Source organism: Gordoniibacillus kamchatkensis (assembly GCF_000829455.1).
GTDB lineage: Bacteria > Bacillota > Bacilli > Paenibacillales > NBRC-103111 > Gordoniibacillus > Gordoniibacillus kamchatkensis.
This window is the reverse complement of record NZ_JXAK01000026.1, coordinates 56063-69377: the sequence shown is the minus strand read 5'-3', so window position 1 is coordinate 69377 and position 13315 is coordinate 56063. Positions and strand designations below refer to the sequence as shown.

Below are 13315 nucleotides of genomic sequence, written 5' to 3'. Positions count from 1 at the left end.
GGTACATTTAAACCTACATTAGAGGATCTAAGAGGAATAACCTTTTATACGGATTCTCCTGAAAAAACGGAGATATGGATAGAAAAAAATAAAATCAACTCAAACGAAATACAAATTAATAATGAGGATCAAACGGGAAAACGAAGCATCGCGATTAAATGGTATGCACCGGACACAATTGACTATACTCAACTAAGTCAATAACAACGGGAGAAAAGGGATGCATAGGGGAATAGAAGCAGTTATAAAAAGAGTGATCGTGAATAAGAATAAAGAGTTTCTAGGTGTTTTTTCTTCAAATGTATTTAACAATGTGTCGTCACTTATTACGACGACAATTGCGGCTGTTACTTTTGGACCGAAAGAATTCGGTAATTTCGGAATCGGTGTATCAGTTACATTGGTTACATCAATGTTATTAGATTTTGGATTAAACACCTCATTAATCCGATTTTATAATGCTGAAATAAATGAAAGTAAAGAAAAACTAATAACTACTATTTTATCTATTAAGGTCTTAATTCTTTTTTTCGTATCACTGAGTTCCTTTTTTATTTCTGAAGGAATTACTTTAATTTACCCCGTGATTAAAGGAGCGAAATCATTTATCCTTGCAGGACTATTATCTGGAGGATTACTGAACATTTGGTCTACAATACGTTCAATTGAGCAAGCCAAAAGTGATTTTACTAATTATAGGCGCTATACTTTTTATTATGGTTGGGCCCGTTTACTTATAAGTACAGTTCTTTATTTAATGGGTAATTTTTCATTGATTCACTTATTTATTTCATTATATATCGGGCCATTGATACTTGTATTTGTTATCTGGACGATGAGTCAAAAAGACCTCAGAAGGATCGTACACTTCAATAAAGATTTATTCCAATTGCATATTTTTCGAAAGGTACTTACTTATGGGTATCCTATAGCAATTTCAGTAATTTGCTATTCTTTATTGTCAAGGCTACCACAGTTTGTTTTGATGAAGTCTTCGAGTCCTTTAGAAGTTGGCATATATAGTGCAGCATTGTCCTACATCACGGTATTTATTTTATTTAATGATACTTTACGAACGATATTGCTACCAAGTGTCGTAAGCTTAAATAGCCAGCAAGAACGAAGTAATTACAGAAAGAGATTAATTAAAACAACACCGGTCTTTTTTTGCGTGTGGTATTGTTGTTTTGGTTATAATGACTCTTGCACAATTTATTGTACTTGGCAAGCAATATTCAAGCACCATACCTGTATTTTTTATTTTAGGTGTAAGTTATATTTTTATTGTGTATTTTGGATTATTTAATACGTTGGTTCATTCTCACGGTAAACCCAAATTGGACATGTATACTAACTTAATACGTTTGTCGAGCCTAGCTATACTTCTTTATGGCTTTAACATTCATACAGCATCAATGGCTAGTTTCATATTCGGTTTAATAACAGTAATGGGAGAAATACTATTATTTATTTTGATTTATTTCTTAGAGGGAAGAAAAGAAAGCAAAGCGGAAGTCATTCAAAATATGAGGTAATTTATATGACTATTATTATTGGTTTGATTGCAGCAGCAATCAATATAATTGCGTGTATTAAAAATATTAAAACCGGGTTAATGTTATATGTAATATTTGTTATTTTACTGCCGGTAATTAAGATTTTTGGACTTACTGTAAGTTATGAGATATTTTTTTTCATGCCATTATTAATTTTGGTCCTGGTAAAAAAGAGTCGTATTTATATAAATGGAATACACAGTCTTCTATTCCTTTATTTACTTCTTACTTTGTTGTCTACTTTGCTTACTGTCCTCTTTAATTCGGAAGCGACTCTAATGGTGCTAGGCGTATTCGGTCTTATAAGATCCATATTACTGATTGTATTGCTGAGTCTGATGTTTAATGATGGCCATGAAAAAATAGAGACAATATTTTTTGTTGTAATTTTCGTTAATCTGATTGTAGTTCTTATTCAAATGATGTATCCTCAGTCGGTTAAAGTATTTTATGACTTATATTATAAAGAGGGACTTACCCCCTTAAAGACTTATCTAGAACTTGGAAGATTTTATAGAGGACTAGGCACGTTTGGAACACCAATATACTTGGGCATATTGTCTTTAATTATAGTTGCTTTCACCTTTTCTAAGTTTTTAAGCAGCAGGTATTCTTTAAAGAATATCATAGCCTTCTTTTGTTCTCTTGTATGTGGTCTGATTTCATTAACAAAAATATTTCTTCTCGGCATGCTTATAATCGTGGTTAGTGGCATCCTTCTATACGTTCTTCTAGGTTATTATAAAAACATTAAATCAAAGCAGTTGTTGTTCTTTTTATTTACAATTATTATGAGTGCCTTGGCTTTAAATGAAATTGTAAAGTATTCAAGACAAAGTGGTTTTTTTATTGATTATTACATTGAGTACTTAACAAAACCATTTGAGGCATTTGAAACAAGATATGATTCATCTTCCGGCAACTTGATAAATACATACCTAACATTTACTGATCATCCCTTTTTTGGAGTAGGGAAAACTATATTTACTAATGAGTTTATTGGGGATTCCGCATTAATAACCATTCTTCACGATACAGGCGCTATTGGGATTGCAATTTATATATTAATTTTTATGAAGTTACTAATACTTCAGCTAAAAGATAAAAATATAACTGGTGTTTTAATCATAATAACATTATTGCTCACTGGCTTTGCAGCTCCTGTTCTGACCTCGATATTCGGTACTTTGGCTATTGCATATTTATCGAAACAGAATTCGAAATCAAGTAAAGAACTTATCAAAAAGGATAAATCTGTTGTAGAAGGTGATTTGCTTGGTAAAGAACAAGATAAGGGTTATGCATTTAATTAACAGCTTTAGCTTTGCCGGTGCCGAAAAATTAACCTTAGATATAACAAAAAATATGGATAAGGAAATTTTCGAGATATTTGTGTGCAGTATCGGTGAATCAAAAGATAAAAATGAACTCGAAATAAGAAATTTGTTTAAATCACATGGGATTCAAACTTTATCGCTCCAAAAACGTATGGGAAATGAACGATTAAAAACCATGATCAGACTTCGTAATTTATTGCTTGAGCATAATATCGATATTTTACATACACACTGTCCTTCACCAGATTTGTACGGAAAAATTGCTGGATTATTAAGTAATATAAAGGTGGTCGTGTCCACAATTCACAATACGGAAGGATATTCACCATTAATCGAAAATGTTTTGAAAAGAATAACAACTCACTATATTGCGATATCTGGAAACGTCAAAAATTATGCTACAAAAAAGTTAAAACTTCCGAGTCTCAAAATCTCTGTAATATACAATGGCATCGATATGGCAAACTTGAGAGAATTAATTGTAGATAGACCTTCTAAACTGGCGCAATTAGATATCAAATCTCCCAAAATAGTTCTTACTTGCGTAGGTCGAATTGTACAGCAAAAGGGATACGAATTTTTGATTAGAGCATTCAATCAAGTTCTCAAAAAAGTCCCAAATGTTCATTTGATTATTGTTGGTAGTGATCAGTTGGATCCTGTATATGCCCAAAAAATAAAACAGATGGTTGTAGAAGATGGGTTGGACAAAAATATAACTTTTGCTGGAGTAAGAAACGATGTAAAAGAAATATTGTTAGCAAGTGATATTTTCGTTTCGTCCTCAATATATGAGGGGTTTGCTTTGGTCACAATTGAAGCATTGGCGACAGGACTTCCGATCGTAGCAACTGACGTGGGGAGCATCCGTGAACTGGTGGAAGAAGGAGTAAATGGATATATTGTGGAAGCCGCTAATGATGGTCAATTAGCTGAAAGGATAATACAGGTAATAAATAATATGGATGTAATGAAACAGACTGTTATTTCAATGAAAGAAGCAGTTATAAGGAAATTTTCCATCACAAATACTGTCGCGCTGTACGAAAAATTATATCTTGATCATTACTATGCTAAAAAGTTAGATATGAAATCGGAAGTGACGTTGAGTAAATGATTATGAAATTTGAAAAGATATTTTGAACACATAATTGATCATATAATGATGGTGGGAATTATGAAAAATATATTGCTAGTTGGCGGATACCCGCCACCATATGGCGGGATAACTGTTCATGTTCAAAGGCTTAAACAACTCCTCGAGGATAATGGCCACAAGGTAATAGTACTGGACTTGGTCGGCAACACTTCCGAACAGTCTGATCATGTTATTCGAGTTGCAGGTAAGAACAAATTGTTCACATTGGTGAAAAGTTTGATTCATGTAGCTTATGGGAAAGAAGAAATCGTACATTTTCATACCTCGGCGTTCGGCAGGTTTCTATATACCGCTCCATTTTATTTGTATTTTAGCAGATTCAAAACAAAAGTGATCACAATTCATAGTGGTAGCTTTATTGATGAAGTAAACCGCTATGGACTTCTAAAAAGAATGCTCTTACGGATCACAATTACAAAGTTTCACAAAATAGTAGTCGTGAATGATGAGCAGAAAAAGTTCTTAATGAAATCCTTTATTGAATCCCCAGATAAAATATATGTAATACCCGCATTTTTGCCTGAAAAAATTGACGAATTGCAAATTCGCGATGAGGTGAAAGAAAAAGCGGAGCAGATAAAAAAAAGAAACACAAAGTTTATTCTTTCCTCAGGGTTTATGCAGCGGTACTACGGTCATCATTTAGTTCTTCAAGCAACGGAAAAAATCGGACAAAAGCTGGATACGGTAATCTGTTTTTATTCAAGTTACGATGAAGCTTATAGAAAGGAACTTGACGATATTCGTAAAGGCAAAGAAAATGTACATTTTTTTTATGACCTGTCTCCCAATGAATTCAATTACTTAATGCAACATTGCGATCTATACATAAGGGCCACCGATCGCGACGGAGATGCGGTTGCGATAAGAGAAGCATTATATTTAGGCAAGCCTGTCGCTGCATCAGATTGCGTTGTGAGGCCAGCGGAGGTCACTACATTCGATCGAACAAACATTAAGGACATGATCGATAAAATTAGAGTCGGTTTATCCAAGAAGAGTCGAGCAGTTGGTGAAGATCCTGGCGAAAAATTGAAGGCGGTTTACGGCTTACTATCGAGGGAGGGCTCCGAACGGTAATGAACCAAATATTGCAAAATCTTAAATCCGGCGCTACGGAAATCGTAGACGTGCCATGTCCTGAAGTGAGGCCGGGACACTTATTGATCCGAACGTTAAAAAGCGTAGTTTCGGTTGGGACGGAACGTATGCTCGTCGAATTCGGTAAAGCCAATTTGATAGCGAAAGCAAAGCAGCAACCGGACAAAGTAGCGCAGGTGATTGATAAAATCAAGACTGACGGATTGGTTCCAACACTCGAAGCTGTTCGTTCGAAACTGGATCAACCCTTGACACTCGGATACAGTAACATAGGGATCATCCTCGAGGTGGGGAAAGGAGTAGAGGGGTTCTCAGTAGGAGACCGAGTCGTTTCCAACGGTCCGCATGCGGAGGTGGTCATTGTCCCCAAAAACCTTTGTGCTAAGGTTCCGGAAGAGGTTAGTAATGAGGAAGCGGCGTTTACCGTTATTGCTTCGATAGGTCTGCAAGGAATGCGTTTAGCGGAACCGGCGCTTGGTGAGGCTTTTGTTGTGACGGGTCTTGGCCTGATCGGATTGATTACAGTTCAATTATTGGTAGCTCAAGGGTGCAGAGTACTTGGGATTGATTACGATAAGGAGCGTTTGAAATTAGCCCGAGTGTTTGGTGCGGAAGTGGTTGATCTCTCCAATGGAGAAGATCCAATTGCTTCCGCTTTTCACTTTTCCAAAGGTCGGGGAGTTGATGGTGTCTTAATTACCGCTTCGACCAAAAGTAACGAACCGGTGCATCAAGCGGCGCAAATGTGCCGAAAACGCGGACGAATTGTATTGGTTGGTGTAACCGGATTGGAACTTTCGAGAGACGACTTTTACAAGAAAGAATTATCGTTTCAAGTATCGTGTTCCTATGGACCGGGGCGGTATGATTCATCCTATGAGGAGAAGGGACACGATTATCCGTTCGGATTCGTCCGCTGGACCGAGCAGCGCAACTTTGAAGCGATTTTAGATATGCTTGCGGAAAGACGAATCACGTTTGCACCGCTGATTACGAACCGTTACCCCATCGAAAACGCCGATGAAGCTTACAAATTGTTAAGTAATAGCAAAGCCGCACTTGGTATTGTCTTGGATTATGACCATGACAAGAAAGATGAAATGATCGTTAAAAGACAAACCGTTCAACTTCTCCCACTCATCTCTAACCGGCGAGGAAGCGTCGAAAGTCAACAAGCCGTTGTTGGATTTATCGGGGCAGGGAATTTTACCAGCCAAGTATTATTGCCAGCGATTCAAAGTTCGAATGCCAGCTTGAAAAGCATAGCAAGCTCGGGCGGCGTAACCGGAGTCCATGTCGGGAAAAAATTCGGATTCCATCAATCAACGACCAATGCGAATGAAATTATTACTGATCATGAAATTAATACGGTATTTATAACAACGAGGCACAATACGCACGCTAAGTATGTGAGGGAAGCGATATTGGCCGGTAAACATGTATTCGTCGAGAAACCGCTCTGTTTAACCCGCGAAGAACTGGAGCATTTACAAAATATCCAATTTCGTGATGGGCAGATTCTGATGGTTGGTTTTAACCGGAGATTTTCGCCACATGCTCAGAAAATAAAACAATTGTTAACTTCAATCAACGAGCCGAAAACGATGATCATGACAGTCAATGCTGGCCATATTTCTGAAGATCATTGGACGCAAGACCCTCTAGTTGGCGGAGGTCGAATAATAGGGGAGGCTTGCCATTTTGTTGATTTGCTGCGATATTTGATTGGTTATCCTATTATAAAAGTAACAGCGGCGGCGATTGGCGAAAATCCGGTCAATACTATAAGGGATGACAAAATGACATTCACCCTGACCTTCGAGGATGGTTCTATTGGAACCGTACATTATTTTGCAAATGGGCACAAATCTTTCCCGAAAGAAAAGCTAACCGTATTCGCAGCTGGAAAAATTTTAGAGTTGAACAATTTCAAAATGTTAACAGGCTATGGGTGGCCGAATTTCAAAAAGCAGAAACTGTGGCGACAAGATAAGGGACATCGAGGAGAAATTCAAACATTTTTCGATGCAATTCAAAAAGGTGGCGGTTATCCGATTCCGCTTAACGAAATCTTTGAAGTGACGGAAGCTTGCTTTGACATTGTAGAGCAGGGAATGCTTGGCAATAAGAAGAATTTTCATATGCTAAATAATTTTGCGACTTAAGGCGCTTATCCTGAATGGATAAGGCGCTTTTTATTTTCCTTTAAACAATGAAGGGGGAGGTTGGACCCAGTGAAAAAAATATGTGTTGTTGGGCTGGGATATATTGGACTTCCAACAGCGGCGATGTTTGCAAACCATGGGTGCCAAGTTGTTGGTGTTGATATTAACGAAAAGGTGATAAATGCTCTAAATGACGGCAAGATCACCATTGAAGAACCCGGCTTGCAAGATTTTGTCCGTTCTGCAATCGAAAGCGGAAATTTGCGGGGAACAATTGAACCGGAAACGGCCGATGTGTTCATTATTGCTGTACCAACACCAATCACAGTAGATCATAAGGCGGACCTTTCATATGTAATTTCAGCTACACGTTCCCTTATGCCTTATTTAAGAAATGGAAATATCGTCATTGTTGAATCCACAATTCCCCCTCGTACAATTATCGATTTCGTAAGCCCGATATTGGAACAAAGCGGCTTAGCTATTGGAACGGAGCTTTATGTCGCCCATTGTCCTGAGCGGGTTTTGCCCGGTCAAATTTTGAACGAATTGATTCATAATAATCGGATAATTGGGGGAATTAACGAAATCTCGGCGCAAAAAGCTGTCGAAGTTTATCAAACCTTTGTAAAAGGCGAGATTTATAAAACAGATGCTACTTCTGCCGAGATGGCTAAGTTGATGGAGAATACGTTTCGCGATGTGAATATTGCACTAGCTAATGAGTTGGTGAAAATCGCAGAGCGGTTAGGGATAAATGCCCTGGAAGTTATAAAAATGGCGAACAGGCATCCCCGAGTGAACATTCATCAGCCTGGTCCTGGTGTAGGTGGGCATTGTATTGCTGTGGATCCCTACTTCATAGTCGAAAAGGCGCCTGAGGAAGCACGAATCATTAATTTGGCCAGACAAATCAATTCCTCCATGCCTGGATTTGTTATCGATCAAATACAAAAGATTTGCGGTAATATGCCAAGAAAAGTCGCTATTTTAGGAATTACTTACAAAGGGAATATCGATGATGTCAGGGAGAGTCCTGCCTTGGAAGTTTTAGAGCATCTCGAACAAAAAGGAGTCGTATATTCGATATATGATCCTCACGTCAAACATTTTCGTGAGCCGTTAGCCCAGTCTTTGGAAGAGGCTGTAACCGGTGCAGACTGCGCTGTCATATTAGCCGATCATAACGAATTCAAACAAGTGCAATACGATCATTTAGTTAAATTTATGAATTACCCTATACTATTGGACACCAAAAACTGCGTAGCCACAATAAGTAACGAAATGTTAATACATGCACTAGGGAATTATGCTGACCTTGTAACGGAAGGTGAAGCAGTTGAAACGGTTTATTGATTTATGCGTGTCGTTAATCGCGGGTGCGCTCTTCTTGCCCATCTTCCTCGTCATTTGTATCGCAATCAAGCTTGATTCCAAGGGCCCAGTCTTCTTCAAACAAAAGCGTGTCGGTGTCAACGATCAATTGTTTTGGATTTATAAATTCAGAACAATGCGAACGGACACCCCTAATCTGCCAACTCACTTGCTTGCAGACCCATCACAATATATTACGCGAGTAGGGAGGATTTTACGGAAAACGAGCCTGGATGAAATCCCGCAAATTCTTAATATTTTCCGCGGAGAAATGAGTCTGGTAGGGCCGCGGCCAGCCTTGTACAACCAGAACGAACTAATTCAAATGCGCAGTGAATGGGGATTAATCGCATTCGACCGGGACTGACGGGATGGGCCCAAATCAACGGTCGGGATGATATAAGTGATGAACAGAAAGCACAATTGGATTACTTCTATTTGCAAAACCAATCTATTCGGTTCGATCTCGAAATTATGCTGAAAACCGTATCATCTACGATAACGGCCAAAGGGGTTAAGGCATAATGGCAAGTATACCAAAATTTAGACGATTGTACGAGACAACGCGTCATTTAAGCGGAAAGCAAATTGCTCACCGAATCACTTTCATGAGTAAGCGTAAAATTGCTTATCCTTTTCGACTCATTCGAATGGAGCAATTTGTTCGGGAAACCTGGAGAAATCCACCGTTAATAAGAGAGGGTTTTATCGGTTTACCTTGTTTGGAAACATCCGATATCCTTGCGGCGCTTGAGCAGAAGTCAATTGACAGACTGGAGAAAGAAATCAATGAGTTGATACGCGACACGTTTACCTTCATCAATAAGACTCATCGGTTTTCTGGATCAGTAGGATGGAATGACCCTCAGCTACCTCATCTATGGAGATATAATCTGCATTATTTTAACTATGCGGTAAAAATGGGGTGTTATTGGCATCTTCGTCAAACAGACAAAACCTGTTATGAACAATTTAAACGACTCATTATCGATTGGATTGAACAGAACAGTCAGCTTGGAATAGGGGATGGGTGGCATCCCTATACGATTTCGTTAAGGCTAGTCAATTGGACTTATGCCTATGAATTATTTAAACCTCTTTTTTTGGAGGATCGAGATTTTAAGGAAGCCTTCGCTAATAGTTATTTCATTCAGGCTTTGTTTTTGTACCGAAATATAGAGTGGGACGTCATGGGCAATCATCTGATCGAAAACGGCAGAGCTTTGGTATGCTGCGGTCTATTTCTGGATCATCCTTTGGCTCAGAAATTTTATAGTAAAGGATTGCATATACTGTGGGGGCAAGTGCATGAACAGATTTTAAAAGACGGCGGTCATTATGAAAGATCTCCCATGTATCATCAAATTGTGCTTAGAGACTATTTGGAAACGATTCAACTCTTGCGGTTAAATAGGGCATCCGTACCTGAAGCTGTATTGCAGAAAGTGCGGGATATGGTGGAATTTCAAAATCATGTGCTACATCCTGACGGAGAAATTCCATTATTGAACGACTCCGCCTTCGGTATCGCGGCGAATGCCGAGACGTTGCGTATTCATGCAAGCAGTCTTGGTATTGGCGAGGTTTATCCGGATGACAAGCTTAAAGATGTACCCGACTTTTTTCTAATTGACTTTCGAAATATCAAGACGTTGGTCTCTCGCCCGCAAACTAGCCATTTTTCGGCGGAAGATAGCGGATATTATATTCATAGAAGCGATAATGTATTTCTCATTGCGGACGCGGGAGCGCCTTCGCCGGATTTTCTTCCGGCACACGCTCACGCCGATTTCGGCTCGTTCGAGCTTTCCTTGTTTGGAAACAGATGGATCGTGGACTCCGGCACTTACCAATACCAAGGGGAAGAACGAAACGTCTTTCGGGGAACATCGGCTCACAATTGCCTGACAATTGACGGTGAGAACCAAACGGATGTATATGGAAGTTTCCGAATGGCTAAGAGAGCAAAGCCCTTGGAAGTGGAATGCAAGGTGAGGGGATCGGTTTGGGCTTTAAAAGCACGGCACGATGGTTATGGTCACAAAAAACTTTATCCGACTCGGCTGATCCTGGTTATCAAAAATATAATTGTTGTGCTAGATGAATTGGATGCGGTTGGCCAGCATTTATTGGATAACTACATTCATTTTGACCCTGGCGTGAAATTAACTGTTCAGGGCCCTAATTACATTGCTGAACGTGACGGTTACTGGATTAGAATTATTCCGTTCTCATCTGGTGTAATGAACGTTGAGCTTTTACCAGGGCAATATTCTCCGGAGTTTAATGTAAAAGTGGCTAATTTAAGGTTAAAGATGACTATGCCGGTACATACCGGGAAGCACTATATCGGATATGTGATTTCTTTGGAAAATCAGCATGTCACCGTCGCAAACAATCTTAATCGTTATGAAATTTTATGTGAGGACACGTTGATCCGAGTTTCTGCGGAAAATGAATTTATTTGCGAGGTCACCGGGAAAGGGAGCGGATCATGAAAATAGTCGTTATCTGTCATTACTTTTATCCCGAAATTGGTGCACCTTCCGCAAGATTATTTGAAATGGCCAAAAGATGGGTTGCTCAAGGCAATGAAGTGAGTGTTGTCACTTGTTTCCCCAATCACCCGACCGGAGTCATTCCGCCAAAATACAAAGGGAAAATGTTTATGCTGGAGATGGTCGAAGGGATCCAAATTTATCGGAACTTTGTGTACGCAACTCCCAACGAAGGATTTTTTAAGAAAACGATAGGACATTTGTCATTCATGATGTCCTCTATCTTTCAAAGCATGTTTCGAATCGCAAAACCCGACATCATTATCGTCAGCTCGCCGACTTTATTCTCAGTTATCTCCGGATACATATTCAGCATTTTCAAAAGAACACCGTTTATTTTCGAAGTGCGGGATCTGTGGCCGGATGCGATTGTAAAGCTCGGGCTTTTAAAAAATCAATGGGTCATTCGCATGCTCGAAGGTTTGGAAATGTACTTGTATCGCAAAAGTAAAAAGGTCGTAGTTGTAACGGAAGCATTTAGGAAGCAGATCGCCGCAAGAGGTATATCGGAAACCAAAATTGACGTGGTGACCAACGGCGTGGATACGGAGGTTTTTAATAAAAAAACTTTGCACAACAACAATGAGCTAAGAAAAGAGTTCGGATGGGAAGACAAAAGAATCCTTCTGTATGTAGGAGCTCATGGAATTTCGCAAGGGCTTTCGACATTGGTTTACGTAGCAAAAAATTAGCGCATCTCCAAGATGTGCAACTGGTGTTCGTAGGAGAAGGGGCAGAAAAGAAGAAGCTTCAACATCTGGTCGAAGAAATGGGACTAACTAATGTTCAATTTATTTGCTCGCAGCCAAAAGAGAGAATACCAGCTTTTTATGCGGAAGCCGAACTGAGCTTCGTGCCTCTTCGCAATTTGCCCATGTTCGATTCGTATATTCCATCAAAAATGTTCGAAATACTTGGGAGTGGCTGTCCAATTGTTGCATCCTTATCTGGCGAAGCGGCTGAAATATTGAAACAGTCGCAAGGGGCAATTGTTGTAACCCCTGAAAATGTCGATGAAATTGTCGAAGCTACCTTGTCAATCCTATATAACACAATGTTAAGAGAGCGTCTGAGCGAAAACGGATATCGATATGTGATGCAGCATTACTCCCGAGAAGCGCTTGCCCAAAAATATTTGTCGATCATTCAAGAACTTAAAGAAGGTGTCGTTGAGAATGATATTAGTCACAGGCGCAACCGGCTTTACGGGTACTCATCTGATGGAAAGGCTAGTCAAAAGAGATATTGAAATTCGTTGTTTTGTTAGAGAAACAAGCGATGTCCATTTGTTGGATTCAAAGCGAGTAAACCTGGCTTATGGTTCATTCGAGAATCCTGCGTCATTTCGCAAAGCGTTGCAGGGTGTAGATACTTTAATTAATATAGCTTCGTTAGGATTTGGCCATGCGCCGCAAATCGTAGAAGAAGCACAGCGAGCCGGCGTGAAAAGAGCTATATTTGTAAGCACCACTGCTCTTTTCACAACATTGGAAGCCAAAACCAAAGCAGTCCGATTGGCCGCAGAAAAAACGGTGCAAGAAAGTAAACTGAACTACACGATTATTCGACCGACAATGATCTACGGAACAGAGCGTGATCGGAACATGTGCAGGTTGGTTAAAACACTTCACAAGTTTCCGTTAATCCCAATCGCAGGCAATGGCGAGTCGTTACAGCAGCCCATTCATGTGGAAGACCTTGCGGATGCTATTTTGAAGGCAGTTCATACGGATCGTACGATTCGAAAATCGTATAACGTATCAGGTCAACATCCAGTCACTTATAATCAAATCGTAGATCAAACATCAAAAGCGTTGAACAAAGCAGTCAAAAAAGTTTATGTTCCATTGAATACGGCCATACCCTTGATTAGTTTGTATAATAAATTTTCCAAAAATCCAAAAATCAAGGTAGAACAAATTTTGCGTTTGAATGAAAACAAAGCATTTGATCACAGCGAAGCGTCAGAAGATTTTAATTTCGTAAGCCGCTCCTTTGCTGAGGGCATAGGACAGGAGGTCCAACGACTGAGAGGTCTGGGAATTATTGCCTAAATGAATGTTTG

12 protein-coding genes are annotated in these 13315 nt (G+C 39.4%); all 12 read left to right on the top strand.

Translation table 11 applies throughout. The features are described from left to right. The first annotated feature begins 220 nt into the window (after positions 1-220). The 12 genes from SD70_RS34925 to SD70_RS15725 all read left to right on the top strand — a co-directional run bounded on the left by SD70_RS34925 (position 221) and on the right by SD70_RS15725 (position 13304). Positions 221-1306, top strand: a complete 1086-nt coding sequence (locus tag SD70_RS34925) for a lipopolysaccharide biosynthesis protein (protein WP_082053399.1) — start codon at positions 221-223, stop codon at positions 1304-1306. Between the two features lie 234 nt (positions 1307-1540). Next, on the top strand, positions 1541-2869 hold the full coding sequence (locus tag SD70_RS15765) for a hypothetical protein (RefSeq protein WP_041048496.1): 1329 nt from the start codon (positions 1541-1543) through the stop codon (positions 2867-2869). Continuing rightward, positions 2832-4010, top strand: a complete 1179-nt coding sequence (gene pelF / locus SD70_RS15760; protein WP_156158045.1) for a GT4 family glycosyltransferase PelF — start codon at positions 2832-2834, stop codon at positions 4008-4010. The genes SD70_RS15765 and pelF overlap by 38 nt, the downstream gene beginning before the upstream one ends. 60 nt (positions 4011-4070) lie before the next feature. Continuing rightward, positions 4071-5132, top strand: a complete 1062-nt coding sequence (locus SD70_RS15755) for a glycosyltransferase family 4 protein (protein WP_197081056.1) — start codon at positions 4071-4073, stop codon at positions 5130-5132. Continuing rightward, positions 5132-7318 carry a bi-domain-containing oxidoreductase gene (locus tag SD70_RS15750; RefSeq protein WP_041048493.1) on the top strand — a complete coding sequence of 729 codons (2187 nt, stop codon included), beginning with the start codon at positions 5132-5134 and terminating at the stop codon, positions 7316-7318. The genes SD70_RS15755 and SD70_RS15750 overlap by 1 nt, the downstream gene beginning before the upstream one ends. A gap of 69 nt (positions 7319-7387) precedes the next feature. After that, a complete protein-coding gene (locus SD70_RS15745; RefSeq protein ID WP_041048492.1) occupies positions 7388-8674 on the top strand; it encodes a nucleotide sugar dehydrogenase in 1287 nt (428 codons plus the stop codon). Then, on the top strand, positions 8658-9059 hold the full coding sequence (locus tag SD70_RS15740; protein ID WP_394297974.1) for a sugar transferase: 402 nt from the start codon (positions 8658-8660) through the stop codon (positions 9057-9059). The genes SD70_RS15745 and SD70_RS15740 overlap by 17 nt, the downstream gene beginning before the upstream one ends. Next, positions 9029-9217 carry a sugar transferase gene (locus tag SD70_RS40385; RefSeq protein WP_394297973.1) on the top strand — a complete coding sequence of 63 codons (189 nt, stop codon included), beginning with the start codon at positions 9029-9031 and terminating at the stop codon, positions 9215-9217. The genes SD70_RS15740 and SD70_RS40385 overlap by 31 nt, the downstream gene beginning before the upstream one ends. Next, entirely contained in the window at positions 9217-11190 is a 1974-nt protein-coding gene (locus SD70_RS15735) for a heparinase II/III family protein (RefSeq protein ID WP_041048491.1), read from the top strand. The genes SD70_RS40385 and SD70_RS15735 overlap by 1 nt, the downstream gene beginning before the upstream one ends. Beyond that, complete coding sequence (locus SD70_RS33415; protein WP_082053398.1) at positions 11187-11942, top strand: glycosyltransferase family 4 protein; 756 nt, start codon at positions 11187-11189, stop codon at positions 11940-11942. Before SD70_RS15735 ends, SD70_RS33415 begins: the two co-directional genes overlap by 4 nt. Further along, a complete protein-coding gene (locus SD70_RS33410) occupies positions 11855-12499 on the top strand; it encodes a glycosyltransferase family 4 protein (RefSeq protein WP_082053397.1) in 645 nt (214 codons plus the stop codon). Before SD70_RS33415 ends, SD70_RS33410 begins: the two co-directional genes overlap by 88 nt. Beyond that, a complete protein-coding gene (locus SD70_RS15725) occupies positions 12426-13304 on the top strand; it encodes an SDR family oxidoreductase (protein ID WP_041048490.1) in 879 nt (292 codons plus the stop codon). Before SD70_RS33410 ends, SD70_RS15725 begins: the two co-directional genes overlap by 74 nt. Positions 13305-13315: the final 11 nt, after the last annotated feature.

Coding starts and splice junctions, on each gene's coding strand:
- SD70_RS34925 (WP_082053399.1), top strand. CDS start 221: ATGCATAGGGGAATAGAAGCAGTTATAAAAAGAGTGATCGTGAATAAG.
- SD70_RS15765 (WP_041048496.1), top strand. CDS start 1,541: ATGACTATTATTATTGGTTTGATTGCAGCAGCAATCAATATAATTGCG.
- SD70_RS15755 (WP_197081056.1), top strand. CDS start 4,071: ATGAAAAATATATTGCTAGTTGGCGGATACCCGCCACCATATGGCGGG.
- SD70_RS15750 (WP_041048493.1), top strand. CDS start 5,132: ATGAACCAAATATTGCAAAATCTTAAATCCGGCGCTACGGAAATCGTA.
- SD70_RS40385 (WP_394297973.1), top strand. CDS start 9,029: ATGGGGATTAATCGCATTCGACCGGGACTGACGGGATGGGCCCAAATC.
- SD70_RS15735 (WP_041048491.1), top strand. CDS start 9,217: ATGGCAAGTATACCAAAATTTAGACGATTGTACGAGACAACGCGTCAT.
- SD70_RS33415 (WP_082053398.1), top strand. CDS start 11,187: ATGAAAATAGTCGTTATCTGTCATTACTTTTATCCCGAAATTGGTGCA.
- SD70_RS33410 (WP_082053397.1), top strand. CDS start 11,855: ATGGGAAGACAAAAGAATCCTTCTGTATGTAGGAGCTCATGGAATTTC.
- SD70_RS15725 (WP_041048490.1), top strand. CDS start 12,426: ATGATATTAGTCACAGGCGCAACCGGCTTTACGGGTACTCATCTGATG.